Origin of the sequence: Bradyrhizobium sp. STM 3557 (assembly GCF_045571465.1) — a bacterium.
Classification (GTDB): Bacteria; Pseudomonadota; Alphaproteobacteria; order Rhizobiales; family Xanthobacteraceae; genus Bradyrhizobium.
In genome coordinates this window covers 227667-240824 of the sequence record NZ_CP120697.1, presented here as the reverse complement: position 1 = coordinate 240824, position 13158 = coordinate 227667, and the positions used below count along the sequence as shown (strand labels likewise).

Genomic DNA, 13158 nt, shown 5'->3' with positions numbered 1-13158 from the left:
AAATTATAAAGTCCTGAACGATACATTCGACGTTCTAGAACGCACTGCAGCAAATGGATTCCCGCCAGCTCCGCTATTTCATCGCGGTCTATGAGCAGCGCAACCTGTCGCGGGCGGCGGACCAGACCAGCGTCGCGCAATCCGCGCTCAGCCATCACATCTCCAATCTAGAGGCCGAGTTCGCAACGCCGCTATTCGAACGCAAGCCGCGCGGCATGGAGCCGACGGCGGCCGGCGAGCGGCTCTATGAACACGCACGCATCATCCTGCGCGCGATGGCCGCGGCCGAACGAGAGATCAAGGAGGGCCAGGCCAGCATCGCCGGCGACATCTCGATCGGCATGGCCAATTCGGGGATGAAGGCGATCGGCGTGCCGCTGATGAAAACGGTGCTGACGAAATATCCCAATCTCCGGCTCTCCCTCACCGAGAGCCTGTCGGGCGCAACGCTGTTGCACCTGATGGCCTCCGAGGTCGATCTGGCACTGGTCTACAATCCTCCGTCGGACAAGGATCTCATTGCCGAACCGGTGCTGGAAGAGCAGATGTTCTGCGTCGGCACGGCCAAGCTGATCGGCAAGAGCAAGGCGCCGATCAGCTTCGACGAGCTGGTCAAGCTGCCGCAGATCATGCTGCTGCACGGCCTGTCCTCGCGCGCATTGCTCGATGACCCCGTGCTGCTGAAGCGGCTGGAAGCCAACGCCATTCTGCATCTCAACTCGATCAGTGGCACGACCGGCGCGCTGCTCGCCGGTCTCGGCTGCGCGGTCGCGACCAAGCTGTTCGTGCGGGAGCAACTCGCGGCCGGGCAACTCGTGGCACGCGAGGTCGTGCAGCCGACGTTGACGCGTACGCTCTATCTCTGCCGGTTGCGTAACCGGCCCATGACCTATGCGATGGAAGCGATGAGGCGTCTGATCGTGAGCCTGATTGCCGATCAGGTCGAGCAAGGCAACTGGAAGGCCAGGCTGCTGTCCTGAGCCCGACACCGAGATGGTGCGAGCCTTCGATTTTATCGAACGTGTCCTTCGATATGTTCGTCTGGATTTCGAGCGACCCTGCGCACAAACATGATGAGCCTGTCCGTCCTCACCAAGATTGGGCGGCCGGCAACGCCAGCAGCATAAAGCCGCGGCGCCTTCAGGGAGGATCATCATGAGCGCCGTCGGGCTCGATACGAACCTTGATCTTTCGGCATCTCCGGCCGGGCCCAGCGAGATCTCGCGGCGCCTGGAGAGCCTGCCCACCTCATCGTACCTCTGGCGCCTGGTCGTGCTGCTGTCGCTCGGCGGCTGGTTCGAGGTCTACGACCTGTTCTTCACCGGCTACATCGCACCCGGGCTCAACCGCAGCGGACTGCTGACCACGACGACCCAGGCGTTCTTCGGCTTTTCCGGGATCGGTGCCTTCATCGCGGCGACCTTCGCCGGCCTGTTCGTCGGCACCTTCTTTCTCGGCTTCATGGCTGACCGCTTCGGCCGGCGAGCGATCTTCACCTGGGCCCTGCTCGCCTATAGCGCCGCGTCGGTGGTGATGGCGTGCCAAACCACCTCGGCTGGCGTGCTGTTCTGGCGTTTCCTCGCCGGGATCGGCATCGGCGTCGAGGTCATCACGATCGACGTCTATCTCACCGAGCTGATGCCGAGCCGGATCCGCGGCCGGGCGTTCGCGATCAACCAGGCCGTGATGTTAACGGCCGTTCCGACCGTCGCAGCGCTGTCCTGGTGGCTGGTGCCGACGTCGCTCTATGGCGTCGATGGCTGGCGCTGGGTGGTCCTGATCGGTGCAGCGGCGAGCATGGTGATCTGGGTGCTGCGGCTGTTCGTGCCGGAAAGTCCGCTCTGGCTCGCCCGTCAGGGACGCGAGGCCGAAGCGATCGCCGTGCTGCGCAAGCTCGAAGCCGCGAGCGGCGCAGCAACATCGCCTCTGATCCTCGCCGAAGGACGACCGTCGGCGATGGTCCGCCCCGCCGGCCTGAGCAGCCTGTTCAGCGCAGCTCACGCGCCGCTCATCATCCTGTTCATGGTGTTCAACCTCTGCCAGGCCTTCGGCGTCTACGGCTTCGCCAACTGGGTGCCGGCTCTGCTGCTGGAAAAAGGCATCACCGTCACCAAGAGCCTGCAATATTCCTTCATCATCGCCTTCGCCTATCCGATCGCACCCCTGCTCGCTGCGACCTTCGCCGATCGCTTCGAGCGCAAATGGATCATCTGCGGCGCCGCGGCCGGGATCTCGCTGTTCGGCATCGCCTTCTCGCAGTTCGTCGAGCCGGCGCTGCTGATCGCGAGCGGCGTGCTGGTCACGGCATCGAACATGACGATGTCCTATGCCTATCACGCCTACCAGACCGAGGTCTTCCCGACCGCGATCCGCGCCCGCGCGTCCGGGCTGGTCTATTCGATGAGCAGGGTGAGCGCGATGTTCTCCGGCTTCATCGTCGCCTACGCGCTGCGTGAGGCGGGCGTCGGCGGCGTGTTCGGCCTGATCACCGTTGCGATGATCATCGTGGTGCTGACGATGTCCGTGTTCGGTCCCAATGTGCGGGGCAAGCCGCTGGCGGCGTGAGGTCGCAGCCCTTGCCGAAACAGGTCAGTATCGCTACCTCTCCCGAAGCTTTTAGAGAGGTCGTTCCTAATGATCGATGCCGCCATCAAGGCGCTGTCGCAGATGCTGTCGCCGCCGGTGCGCTCGATCCTGTGGCGATCGATCGGTGTCGCGCTGGTCCTGATCACGGTGCTCGCCATCGGGCTGCAGCGGCTGCTGAGCTGGCTCGCGACCGCTGGCGAAGGCTGGGCCGAGACCATGCTCGGCCCGAACTTCCACACCCCGCTCGACGTCCTGACCTGGATCATCTCGATCGCAGCCGGCCTTGGTGTCGTGTTCGGCGGCATCATGCTGATGCCGGCAGTCACTTCCCTGGTGGCGAGTCTGTTTGTCGATGACGTCGCCGACCATGTCGAGCGCGAATATTATCCGGCCGAACGCCCCGGCATTGCCCTGCCCTTCACGATCGCGATGCGCGAAGGCTTCAAAGCCGCGGGTCTCACCATCCTCGTCTATCTGATCGCCCTGCCCTTCGTATTCCTGGCCGGCGCAGGCTTCCTGATCTTCTTCATCGCCACCGCATGGCTGCTGGGGCGTGAGTATTTCGAGCTCGCCGCGATGCGCTTCCGCTCGCCGGCAGAAGCCAAGGCGATGCGCCGCGACAATGCCGCCACCGTCTTCACCGCGGGTCTGGTCATCGCGGCCTTCGTCTCGATTCCGATCGTGAATCTGGCAACGCCGATATTCGGCATGGCCTTCATGGTCCACATGCACAAGCGCATGTCCGGCTCACGACCCCACCTTGTCGAGCCGCTGCGGGACCGGATGAGGAGTTTCTAGCGCGATTAGCTGCGGCACGTCATCCTCCGCCGCCGTGCGGGTGAGCAGCACCAGCGTCATCCCGATCGCGGCGACCGCCGCGAGCAGCGCCCAGGCTTCGTTGACGCACAACGCGAGCGACGCCTTCTCGACCAGCGGCCGCACATAGGCGATCGCGGCCGCATCCGGCGGCCCCGGCGGCTGGCTGAGCAAGAGCTGAGGGTCCAGCCCGATGGCCTGCGCCGCTGTGATGTCGCGCGCCAGCAAGCGAACCTGAAAGTCCGCCGCATAGCCCTCGACACGGCCGTAGAGGATGGTGTCGATCAGCGCGATGCCGATGGCGCCGCCAAGATTGCGCATCAGATTGAACATGCCGCTGGCATCCGCGACCTCCGCTTCCGGGAGGTCGCCGAGTGCGATCCGCATCGGCGGCAGCAGGCAGAACATGATGGCGATGCCGCGCACCATCTGCGGTGCGAACATCTCGGCAAAATCCGCCGTGCGCGGCTCGAACACGCTCATCGCGAGCCCGGCCGCGAACAGGCCGAAGCCGATCGCGGTCAGGGCGCGCGCATCGACCTGGCTTTCCAGCAAGGTCACGCAGGGTGCGGCGACGAGCTGCGCCACGCCCGTGACCAGCATGATGGTGCCGATCTCGAACGCGCTATGTTGGCGGACGAACGCGAGGAACACCGGCATCAGATAGACCGAGCCGAACAGGCAGACGCCGAGACAAAAGCTCAAGCCGCAGCCGGCGGCAAAGCAGCGTCGCCGCAGGCTGTTCAGCCGCAGGACCGGATGTCGGGAGAGCAGGGTGCGCTGGACCAGCAGGATGAGACTGCACGCGCTGATCACGAGCAATGCGATGCAATTCACCGAGAGCCAGCCCTGCTGCGGTGCTTCCTTCAGGCCGATCTCGAGACTTGCGAGCGCGGCGGCAAGCAGCGCCAACGCGCGCCAATCGAGCTTGAAGATCTCGGCGAGATCCGTGCGCTGGCGTGGCAGCAGGGCAGGGGCCGCACCTGCTGCGACCAGGCCTGGAAGGACGTTGATCAGGAACAGCCAGGGCCACGACCAGGTGTCGGTGATGTAGCCGCCGACGATCGGTCCGATGGTCGGCGCCAACACGGCGAGGACGCCGCCGATCGTGGTCGCAACGCCGTGGAGGCGCGGCGGAAACAGCAGAAACACCGCGGAGAATACCGCTGGAATCAGCACGCCGCCCGCAAATCCCTGCACGATCCGGCAGACGATCAGCAACGTGAAGCCGCCGCTGATCGCGCAGCCGATCGAGGCAAATGTGAACACGCTGACCGCAATGACGAACAGCCAGCGCAGGCTCAGCACGCGTGTCAGGAGGCCCGTGAGCGGAATGGCGATGATTTCTGCGATCAGATAGGCGGTCTGGATCCAGCTCATCGCCTCGGGCGAGATGTCGAGCGCCTCGCGGATGGTCGGCAGCGAAGTCGCGACCACCTGGATGTCCAGGATCGCCATGAACATGCCGATGCACATCAGAAGGAAGCCGAGCCAGGTGGCCACCATCCCTCTCGCCTGCGGCGCTGGCGCGATGCTCATGCAGGCCTGCCGCTGGTGGCGAGCGCGGGCTGCTCGGCGCGGATGCGGATCGCGAGCACCACGGCATTGAGCGCGGAGAAGATCAGCGCCAGCAACGGCAGATGCAGCGCCAGCGGCAGCAGCGCGATCTCGGCGGCGACCACCACGTAATTCGGATGCGCGATGTAGCGATAGGGGCCGTGCGTGACCAACGGCGCGCCAGGTAGCACGATGATGCGCGTGGTCCAGCGCGGGCCCAGGGTCGCAAGCACCCAGCAACGCAGGCCCTGCAGACCGATGAACACGATGAGCGGAATCAAATCGACCGGCTGGTCATAGCCATTGATCCACAGCGCGATCAACCACGCCGCATGCATCGCGACCAGCAGCGGATAGTGACCGGCGCCGACCTCGACCGCCCCTCGCGCCAGCAGCCGTTGCGTGTTGCGGCGAGCCAGCACCAGCTCACCAAGCCGCTGCATGGTGACCAGCGCGAGGATGATCGAAGCGGCGCTCATGCGGCGTGCCGGAGCGAGACGCAGCTCGCGGTGAAGCCGGGGCCGAGCGCCGTCAGCACCGAGCGGGCGGGCAGGCCGGCGCGGCGGGCGCGTTCGAGCACGAACAGCACTGTCGGCGCCGACATGTTGCCGTAGTCGGCGATGATTTCGCGCTCATGATCGAGCGTGCCTTGATCGAGCGAGAGCGCACGCTCCAGCGCCGAGATCACCTTGGAGCCGCCGGGATGGCAGACGAAGCGATCGACATCGCCTGGCGTGAGCTCCATGCGTGCGAGAATCTCCGACACGGCCGGCCCCATATGCTCGGTGACGAAATCCGGAATCGTGCGCTGGAAGATCACGCCGAAACCTTCGGGATCGACGCTCCAGCCCATCACGTCGAGCGTGTCGGGCCACAGCTTCTCGCCGGTGGCCTCGACCTGCGTCGCACCGCCATCGCCGGCCCGCAGGACAGCCGCCGCGGCGCCATCGCCGAACAGACTGATCGCAACGATGTTGGCCTTGGTCAGTTCGTCATGACGGACCGCGAGCGTGCAGAGCTCGAAAGTCACGAGCAGCACGTTTCTGCCCGGTCGCGCCTGTGCCAGCCGCGCGGCGATCGACAGGCCGGAAACGCCGCCAGCGCAGCCGAGCCCGAACACGGGCACACGCGACACATCACCGCGAAAACCCATTCTCTTTGCAACGCGCGCCTCCAGCGTCGGGGTGGCGATGCCGGTGGAGCTGACGGTCACCACAGTATCGATCTCGTCAGCGGCGAGATCGGCGTGCGCCAATGCATTGCGTGCGACATCGACGAACAGCGCTTCGGCGCCTTCGAGATAGGCCTTCGTGCGTTCCGGCCAGCCGCGGCGTTCGAGATACCATTCCATAGGCATCACGCCATAGCGATGACGAATGCCGGTGTTGGAGAACAAGCTGGCCAGCGTGTCGAATTGCGGATAGCGCGGCGCCAGCACCTCGCGGGCGGCTTCCATCACGCGCGCCTGATGAAATCGATGCGGCGGAACGGCGGTTGCCAGCGACAGCAGCGCGGCGTCGTGGTTCATGCGGCTGATCCCCATTCGATCATGTGAAACCGCCCGCAACGGCGGATATTTCGCACGCCATTCCCGTCAGCCGGTCCTATGACGTCACTATATGTTGAATGGGGGCGGCGGTGTGGCCCGGCCGTGGTGACACCGCGCCGGTCGTGGCGCAAAGGTGACGCTGTTCCCGATCAGAGCGCGAGCTCAGACCGTCTTTTCCGGCCAGCGGCAGAGATCATTGATCAGGCAGACCTCGCAGCGCGGCTTGCGTGCGAGACAGGTGTAGCGGCCGTGCAGAATCAGCCAGTGATGAGCGTGCAGCATGAACTCGGCCGGAATCACCTTCTCCAGGCCGAGCTCGACCTCGAGCGGCGTCTTGCCTGGTGCGAGCCCGGTGCGATTGCCGACCCGGAATACGTGGGTGTCGACGGCAAGCGTGTGCTCGCCGAACGCCATGTTGAGCACGACATTCGCGGTCTTGCGGCCGGCGCCCGGCAGCGACTCGATCTTGCCCCGGGTGCGCGGCACCTCGCCGCCGAACTCGGAGATCAGCTTCTGCGAGAGCGCGATGACGTTCTTGGCCTTGGTTCGATAGAGGCCGATGGTCTTGATGTAGTCGCGCAACCTGTCCTCGCCGAGCGCGACCATCTTCTGCGGCGTATCGGCAACCTCGAACAATGGCCGCGTCGCCTTGTTGACGCCGGCATCGGTCGCCTGCGCCGATAGCACTACAGCGACCAGCAGCGTGAACGGGTTGAGATGCTCGAGCTCACCTTTCGGCTCCGGATTGGCCTTGGCGAAGCGCGTGAAGGCCTCGCGGACCTCGGCGGGTGTCCAGGGCTTCGACGCCTTGATGGATCTCTTCGCCGGGCGGGCAGGGGCTGCTTGGGCCTTGGGCGAGGGTTTGGCCTTCGCCGGAGCTTTTTTCTTGGAGGTCTTCTTGGGAGCTGTGCGAACCGGGGCCGGCTTGGAGCGTTGGGGTCGGATGATTTTGGCCATGTTCCGGGTATACTGAGGCACCATGACAACAGGCAATGCCTTTGCACCCGCGGAGAGCGAGCCAGACCCGGCCGATGCCGAGCTGTTCTCGGCGTTGCTGACGCCGCATCGCTCGCTCAATCGCACCGGTTTTCTGGTGCTGATGAGCGTCGTCTGCGTGGTCAGCTTCGTGGGCGGCATCGCCTCTGCGATCATGGGCGCCTGGCCGATCCTTGGCTTCTTCGGCCTCGACGCGCTGGCGATCTACTGGGCCTTCAAGGTCAATTTCCGCCGTGCCCGCGCCTATGAAGAAATCTCGATCACGGTATCCGAACTGAAGCTGCGGCGGGTCAGCCATCGCGGCCATGTCTTGGAGTGGAGCTTCAATCCGCGCTGGGTTCGGCTCGACCAGGTCGCGCATCAGGAGTTCGGGATCGAGAACCTTTACCTGGTATCGGGCGGCCGCAGCATCGGCATTGGCGGATTCCTGAGCCCCGACGAAAAGGCGAGCTTTGCCAAGGCGTTGCTGGCCGCACTGCAGGCCGCCAAGCGCGGGCCGATCCTCAATCCGACCTAGCGGCGCAATCAGAAATCGGGTGGAGGTGGGGCAGGGCGCGCCTTACATTCCCCTCCATGATGACCCTAGCCATCCATGATCAGAGCCTGGCGAGGCCAGGACCGCAACAATCGGCCGCGATGCGCGACTATGATTCGGTGCGTCGGGCGATCGCATTCATCTCGGAGCGTTGGCGCCAGCAACCGACCATCGAGGAGATGGCGGACGCCGCCTCGCTCACCCCGGACGAGCTGCACCATTTGTTCCGCCGCTGGGCCGGGCTGACGCCCAAGGCCTTCATGCAGGCGCTGACGCTCGATCACGCCAAGGCCCTGCTGAAGGGGTCCGCCAGCGTGCTCGACGCCGCGCTCGACTCCGGCCTATCGGGGCCGGGGCGGCTACACGATTTGTTCGTCACCCACGAGGCCATGTCGCCGGGCGAATGGAAGACCGGCGGCGCCGGCATGATCATCACCTACGGGTTCCATCCCTCACCGTTCGGCACTGCGCTGGTCATGGCGACCGGTCGCGGGCTCGCGGGGCTGGCGTTTGCCGATGCCGGCGAGGAATCCTCGGCGCTGTCGGACATGAAGAGCCGGTGGCCGCGTGCCACCTATGTCGAGGATGTCGCGGGCACGGCCGGACTCGCGCAGCGCATCTTCGACACCAGGCTGTGGCGGCCGGACCAGCCGCTACGCGTGGTGCTGATCGGCACCGATTTCGAGGTGCGGGTCTGGGAGACGCTTTTGAAAATCCCGATGGGCCGCGCGGTCTGCTATTCCGACATCGCGAGCAAGCTGCAGGCGCCGAAGGCGTCGCGCGCGGTCGGCGCAGCGGTCGGCAAGAACCCGATCTCGTTCGTGGTGCCCTGCCATCGCGCACTCGGCAAAAGCGGCGCGCTCACCGGCTATCACTGGGGCCTGACCCGCAAGCAGGCCATGCTCGGCTGGGAAGCCGGGCAGGTGGGGATGGCGTAGTTGAATCTGATGGCGATTGAGCCGAAGCAGCATCAACGGGTTCGGTTACCTCTCCCCAGCGGGGAGAGGTCGCGCCGACAGGCGCGGGTGAGGGGGCGCCACTCCCTCGATAGACCTTAATCCCTCACCCGATTTGCTCCGTCGATGCTTCGCATCACCGGAAGCAAATCGACCTCTCCCAATGGGAGAGGTGGACTTCCGCTGCCGCACAAGATCGATCTGATCTCACGATCAACACGCCACTGCTTACGACGCCAGATCGAGCTTCGAGGCCACCGTCGAGTCCGCGTTGAGGCGATAGATGATCGGCACGCCGGTGGCGAGCTCGCGCTTCAAAATGCCTTCCGGCGACAGCTTCTCCAACACCATGATCAGCGCGCGCAGCGAGTTGCCGTGGGCGGCGACGAGCGTGCGCTCACCGCGGAGCACGCCGGGCAGGATCTCCTGGACGTAATAGGGCAGGGCGCGCGCCAGCGTTTCCTTCAGGCTTTCGCCGCCCGGCGGAGGCACGTCGTAGGAGCGGCGCCAGATATGCACCTGCTCCTCGCCCCATTTCTTGCGCGCATCATCCTTGTTGAGGCCGGAGAGATCGCCATAGTCGCGCTCGTTGAGCGCGAGGTCCTTCTGCGTCTTGAGGCCGGTCTGCCCGATCTGGTCAAGGATCAGGTCGAGCGTATGCTGGGCCCGCTGCAGCACCGAGGTGAAGGCGATATCGAACGACAGGCCCTGCGCCTTGAGCTTGCGCCCGGCCTCCTTGGCCTCCGCGATACCCTGCTCGGTCAGACCAGGGTCCTTCCAGCCGGTGAAGAGGTTCTTCAGATTCCACTCGCTCTGGCCGTGGCGCACGAGCACCAGGAGACGTTCGCTCATTGCTCAATTCCGTCGACGTTGCACTTATTTGAAGAGATCCTTGAGGCCGAGCACGTCAGCCATCGAATAGTAGCCGGGCGGCTTGCCCTTGGCCCACAGCGCTGCCTTGAGCGCACCATGCGCGAACAGCATGCGATCTTCGGCGTGGTGCGACAGCACCAGCCGCTCGGAGGGCCCCGCGAAGATTACGCTGTGATCGCCGGCCGCGGTACCGCCGCGCAACGAGGCAAAGCCGATGTCGCCGGTGTTGCGTGCCCCGGTCAGACCGTCACGGCCGCGGACCGAATGGTCATCCAGCGAGATGCCCCGACCGGCAGCGGCGGCCTGGCCCAGCATCAGCGCGGTGCCGGAGGGCGCATCGACCTTGGCCTTGTGATGCATCTCGAGGATCTCGATGTCGAAGGTCTCATCGAGCGACTTCGCGACCTGCTTCACCAAGGCCGCGAGCAGATTGACGCCAAGGCTCATATTGCCGGACTGCACCACGACAGCGCGCTTGGTCACGCTCTGGATGACGGCGTTGTCGGAGGCCGACAGGCCCGTGGTGCCGATGATGTGGACGATGCCGCGCTGAGCCGCGATCGCAACATTGGCGATGGTCGCGGCCGGCGCGGTGAAATCGAGAATGCCGTCGGCCTCCGCGGACATTGTCCAGAGATCGGCCGACAGCTTGACGCAATTGGCCGGCAGCCCGGCCAGCACACCGGCATCCTCGCCGATGCGCTCCGAGCCCGGCGCCTCCAGCGCGCCGACCAGCACAGCGCCTTCGGTCTCGGCGATCGCGCGCACCAAGGCCCGGCCCATTCGGCCGCCGGCTCCTGCAACAATCAGGCGCATGTCGGACATGTCAGCTTCCTCGCTTATAAGGGCCTATAGCCGGAGCAGGCTGCGGCGGCAACCGGAGGCACCGGAGGTCAGGGCTGCGGCCCGTCATAGCCTTCCACGATGATGAGATCGGCGATGGAATGCGGCTGGCGAACCCTGATATTCGCCTGGTACTCCGGCGACTGATAGCAGGCCATTGCCGTGTCGTAGTCGGCGAATTCGATCACCACGTTGCGCGACCGGCTCTCGCCTTCGACGCTGGTGAACCTGCCGCCGCGCACGACATAACGGCCGCCGAACTTCTTGAAGATCGCCGGGTTCGCGGCGGCATAGGCCTTGTAGCCATCCTCATTGTGAACATCGACACGCCCGATCCAGTAGCCTTTCGCCGTCACGTCGTTCTCCCTTTACCTGTTCAGCGCCTGTGCGATCTCGGCATGAATGGCCTCCGCGGCCAGCTTGGGGTCATCAGCCGCCAGCACCGGGCGCCCGACCACCAGATAGTCGCTGCCGGCCGCGATCGCACGGGCCGGCGTCATGATTCGCTTCTGGTCGCCGCTCGCGGAACCCGCGGGGCGAATGCCCGGCGTGACCAGGCACAGCTTGGGCGCCACGATTCCGCGCAACGTGCCCACCTCCTCCGCGGAGCAGACCAGCCCGTCAACGCCGAGCCCTTCGGCCTGTTTCGCGCGCATCTGCACCAGATCGGAAACTCCGAGCCGATAACCGGCCGTGACGAGATCGGCCTCGTCATAGGAGGTCAGCACGGTCACCGCGAGGATCTGCAGTGACGAGCCGGCGCGCCCCTCGACCGCGGCCTTCATGGTCTGCGGATAGGCATGCACGGTGAGGAAGGTCGCGCCCAAGCGGGCGATGCTTTCAACCCCGCGCGACACCGTGTTGCCGATGTCGTGCAGCTTCAGATCGATGAACACCTTCTTGCCTGAGCCGGCGAGCGTCGGCACGAGTGCCAGACCACCGGCAAAAGCGAGCTGATAGCCGATCTTGTAGAAGCTCACGCTGTCGCCAAGCCGGGCGATCAACGCTTCGGCCTGCGCGATGTCGGGAAGATCGAGCGCCACGATCAGGCGGTCGCGGGGAGCAATGTCGGTCGTCGGCATGTCACCTCATGTCATCCGTTGCGAAACGTCGATCAATTGCCGCACCAGCGCGTCGAGTGCTTCGATATCGCCCGGCTGCTTCAGGCGGTCGAGATCGTCATAGGCCTGATCGGCAAAGGAGAGCGCAAGCTGGTTCGGAATCACCAGGGCCTGGCATGCCGACAGGATCAGGCGCAGCGACGCCAATGCGCGAGCCCCGCCGAGCCGGCCTTCGGAGGCCGCGGCGATCGCGAAGGGCCTGGTCCGGAAGATCTGGCCGCGGCGCTCATTGGGGTCCTGCACCCGGCTGACCCAATCGATCGCGTTCTTCAGCAGCGGAGGGATCGCGCCATTATATTCAGGCGTGACGATGAGCACGCCATGATGAGACCCCATCATCCGCTTCAGATCGATCGCATGCTTCGGCACGCCGGACGTGGCCTGCAGGTCGCCGTCATATATCGGCAAGGGGAAATCGGCGAGCGAGATGCGGGTGACGTCGGCACCGGCTTGCGCGAAGTGATAGGCCGCAGCCGCCGCGAGCCGGACATTGCGTGATCCTGATCGTGTCGAGCCGGGAATGACGAGGATTTTCAGCGCGGCCATGATGTGAAACGCGTGGGATGACCCGCCACGCGATCTTCGCGGCCGTCGGTCGTTCGATCAGGGCTTGCGATACACCCAGACGCGCGCCGGCGGAAGATTCATCCAGATCCGCTCGGAAGCCTCCGTGGTCACGCCCGGCAGCGATTTCGGGATCGGCGGCACCACGGAATAGGTGAACTGCACGAAGGGAGCGCCCGGCGCCAGCGCGGCGAAGGCATCGCGGACCAGCCTCAGCCGCGTCAGCATCGGCTTGGTGACGAGCGGCAGGCCGGAGACGACCGCGACCGCTGGTGCGCCCAGCACATTCCAGAGCGTGTCGCGGAGCCGATAGGCGTCGCCCTGCACCACCTTGGCCTGCGGATAGCGGTCGCGGAGCAGGGCGCAGAAGCCCGGATTGTATTCGACCAGCACGAGACGCTTCTGATCGACGCCGCGCTCGATCAGCGCGCTGGTGATCGCCCCGGTGCCGGGCCCCAATTCGACCACAGGTCCTGTGCCATGCACGTCGACATAATGGGCCATGGTGCGGGCCAGCAGCCGGCCGGACGGCATCACCGCGCCCATATGGAGCGGCTTCTCGATCCATGAGCGGAGAAAGCGGACCTCGTCGTCAAGACGAAGAGGCTTTTTCGACGCACGCACGGACGATTGAAGTGGCATCTCACTACCGGACGGGACCGTGGTTGATCCACGGCGATGTCAGAAAAGAGTCACAAAGACGTATAGATCGCAAGCTGCACGGTCAAGCCGAACCGTAACGCGCGGCCAAGCCCAAAGGCT

The 13158-nt window shown here is 65.1% G+C and carries 15 protein-coding genes; 5 read left to right on the top strand and 10 right to left on the bottom strand.

Features of this window, described 5'->3' with window-relative positions; genetic code table 11:
* Positions 1–53: 53 nt before the first annotated feature.
* The 3 genes from P6U24_RS01100 to P6U24_RS01090 all read left to right on the top strand — a co-directional run bounded on the left by P6U24_RS01100 (position 54) and on the right by P6U24_RS01090 (position 3384).
* Positions 54–980, top strand: a complete 927-nt coding sequence (locus P6U24_RS01100; RefSeq protein ID WP_407157384.1) for a LysR family transcriptional regulator — start codon at positions 54–56, stop codon at positions 978–980.
* Positions 981–1155: 175 nt separating this feature from the next.
* A complete protein-coding gene (locus P6U24_RS01095; RefSeq protein ID WP_407157383.1) occupies positions 1156–2565 on the top strand; it encodes an MFS transporter in 1410 nt (469 codons plus the stop codon).
* A gap of 69 nt (positions 2566–2634) precedes the next feature.
* The gene (locus tag P6U24_RS01090) at positions 2635–3384 is read left to right on the top strand and encodes a sulfate transporter family protein (protein WP_407157382.1); all 750 of its coding nucleotides are present in this window, start codon (positions 2635–2637) and stop codon (positions 3382–3384) included.
* On the opposite strand, the gene P6U24_RS01085 is transcribed toward P6U24_RS01090, so the two are convergent.
* The 4 genes from P6U24_RS01085 to nth form a co-directional block, all read right to left on the bottom strand.
* Entirely contained in the window at positions 3334–4941 is a 1608-nt protein-coding gene (locus P6U24_RS01085) for a DHA2 family efflux MFS transporter permease subunit (RefSeq protein WP_407157381.1), read from the bottom strand. The two genes, P6U24_RS01090 and P6U24_RS01085, sit on opposite strands and share 51 nt — an antisense overlap.
* Positions 4938–5438, bottom strand: coding sequence for an isoprenylcysteine carboxyl methyltransferase family protein (locus P6U24_RS01080; RefSeq protein ID WP_407157380.1), 501 nt, complete (start codon positions 5436–5438; stop codon positions 4938–4940). Before P6U24_RS01080 ends, P6U24_RS01085 begins: the two co-directional genes overlap by 4 nt.
* A complete protein-coding gene (locus P6U24_RS01075) occupies positions 5435–6487 on the bottom strand; it encodes a type III polyketide synthase (RefSeq protein WP_407157379.1) in 1053 nt (350 codons plus the stop codon). The genes P6U24_RS01080 and P6U24_RS01075 overlap by 4 nt, the downstream gene beginning before the upstream one ends.
* 183 nt (positions 6488–6670) lie before the next feature.
* The gene (gene nth / locus P6U24_RS01070; RefSeq protein WP_407157378.1) at positions 6671–7465 is read right to left on the bottom strand and encodes an endonuclease III; all 795 of its coding nucleotides are present in this window, start codon (positions 7463–7465) and stop codon (positions 6671–6673) included.
* A 22-nt stretch (positions 7466–7487) separates the two neighbouring features.
* On the opposite strand from nth, the gene P6U24_RS01065 reads away from it, so the two are divergent.
* Both P6U24_RS01065 and P6U24_RS01060 read left to right on the top strand, forming a co-directional pair.
* Positions 7488–8021: a DUF2244 domain-containing protein gene (locus P6U24_RS01065; protein ID WP_407157377.1), complete on the top strand. Its 534-nt coding sequence runs from the start codon at positions 7488–7490 to the stop codon at positions 8019–8021.
* A gap of 56 nt (positions 8022–8077) precedes the next feature.
* Positions 8078–8977, top strand: a complete 900-nt coding sequence (locus tag P6U24_RS01060) for a methylated-DNA--[protein]-cysteine S-methyltransferase (protein ID WP_407157376.1) — start codon at positions 8078–8080, stop codon at positions 8975–8977.
* 246 nt (positions 8978–9223) lie between these two features.
* On the opposite strand, the gene P6U24_RS01055 is transcribed toward P6U24_RS01060, so the two are convergent.
* The 6 genes from P6U24_RS01055 to P6U24_RS01030 all read right to left on the bottom strand — a co-directional run bounded on the left by P6U24_RS01055 (position 9224) and on the right by P6U24_RS01030 (position 13038).
* A complete protein-coding gene (locus P6U24_RS01055; protein WP_407157375.1) occupies positions 9224–9847 on the bottom strand; it encodes a 2,3-bisphosphoglycerate-dependent phosphoglycerate mutase in 624 nt (207 codons plus the stop codon).
* A gap of 24 nt (positions 9848–9871) precedes the next feature.
* Positions 9872–10693 carry a 4-hydroxy-tetrahydrodipicolinate reductase gene (gene dapB, locus P6U24_RS01050; RefSeq protein ID WP_407157374.1) on the bottom strand — a complete coding sequence of 274 codons (822 nt, stop codon included), beginning with the start codon at positions 10691–10693 and terminating at the stop codon, positions 9872–9874.
* 68 nt (positions 10694–10761) lie between these two features.
* Positions 10762–11067 (bottom strand): DUF1330 domain-containing protein, encoded by a 306-nt coding sequence (locus tag P6U24_RS01045; RefSeq protein WP_407157373.1) that lies wholly within the window; start codon positions 11065–11067, stop codon positions 10762–10764.
* A 12-nt stretch (positions 11068–11079) separates the two neighbouring features.
* Positions 11080–11793: an orotidine-5'-phosphate decarboxylase gene (gene pyrF / locus P6U24_RS01040; protein ID WP_407157372.1), complete on the bottom strand. Its 714-nt coding sequence runs from the start codon at positions 11791–11793 to the stop codon at positions 11080–11082.
* Positions 11794–11799: 6 nt separating this feature from the next.
* On the bottom strand, positions 11800–12378 hold the full coding sequence (locus P6U24_RS01035) for an NADPH-dependent FMN reductase (protein WP_407157371.1): 579 nt from the start codon (positions 12376–12378) through the stop codon (positions 11800–11802).
* A 57-nt stretch (positions 12379–12435) separates the two neighbouring features.
* Positions 12436–13038: a class I SAM-dependent methyltransferase gene (locus P6U24_RS01030; protein WP_407157370.1), complete on the bottom strand. Its 603-nt coding sequence runs from the start codon at positions 13036–13038 to the stop codon at positions 12436–12438.
* Positions 13039–13158 lie beyond the last annotated feature (120 nt).

What these genes read in the sequence shown, in the direction of transcription:
- P6U24_RS01080 (WP_407157380.1), bottom strand. Translation starts at nt 5,438, where the DNA reads ATGAGCGCCGCTTCGATCATCCTCGCGCTGGTCACCATGCAGCGGCTT.
- P6U24_RS01065 (WP_407157377.1), top strand. Translation starts at nt 7,488, where the DNA reads ATGACAACAGGCAATGCCTTTGCACCCGCGGAGAGCGAGCCAGACCCG.
- P6U24_RS01095 (WP_407157383.1), top strand. Translation starts at nt 1,156, where the DNA reads ATGAGCGCCGTCGGGCTCGATACGAACCTTGATCTTTCGGCATCTCCG.
- P6U24_RS01055 (WP_407157375.1), bottom strand. Translation starts at nt 9,847, where the DNA reads ATGAGCGAACGTCTCCTGGTGCTCGTGCGCCACGGCCAGAGCGAGTGG.
- P6U24_RS01085 (WP_407157381.1), bottom strand. Translation starts at nt 4,941, where the DNA reads ATGAGCATCGCGCCAGCGCCGCAGGCGAGAGGGATGGTGGCCACCTGG.
- P6U24_RS01100 (WP_407157384.1), top strand. Translation starts at nt 54, where the DNA reads ATGGATTCCCGCCAGCTCCGCTATTTCATCGCGGTCTATGAGCAGCGC.
- dapB (WP_407157374.1), bottom strand. Translation starts at nt 10,693, where the DNA reads ATGTCCGACATGCGCCTGATTGTTGCAGGAGCCGGCGGCCGAATGGGC.
- P6U24_RS01075 (WP_407157379.1), bottom strand. Translation starts at nt 6,487, where the DNA reads ATGAACCACGACGCCGCGCTGCTGTCGCTGGCAACCGCCGTTCCGCCG.
- P6U24_RS01035 (WP_407157371.1), bottom strand. Translation starts at nt 12,378, where the DNA reads ATGGCCGCGCTGAAAATCCTCGTCATTCCCGGCTCGACACGATCAGGA.
- P6U24_RS01060 (WP_407157376.1), top strand. Translation starts at nt 8,078, where the DNA reads ATGATGACCCTAGCCATCCATGATCAGAGCCTGGCGAGGCCAGGACCG.
- P6U24_RS01030 (WP_407157370.1), bottom strand. Translation starts at nt 13,038, where the DNA reads ATGCCACTTCAATCGTCCGTGCGTGCGTCGAAAAAGCCTCTTCGTCTT.
- pyrF (WP_407157372.1), bottom strand. Translation starts at nt 11,793, where the DNA reads ATGCCGACGACCGACATTGCTCCCCGCGACCGCCTGATCGTGGCGCTC.
- P6U24_RS01090 (WP_407157382.1), top strand. Translation starts at nt 2,635, where the DNA reads ATGATCGATGCCGCCATCAAGGCGCTGTCGCAGATGCTGTCGCCGCCG.
- nth (WP_407157378.1), bottom strand. Translation starts at nt 7,465, where the DNA reads ATGGCCAAAATCATCCGACCCCAACGCTCCAAGCCGGCCCCGGTTCGC.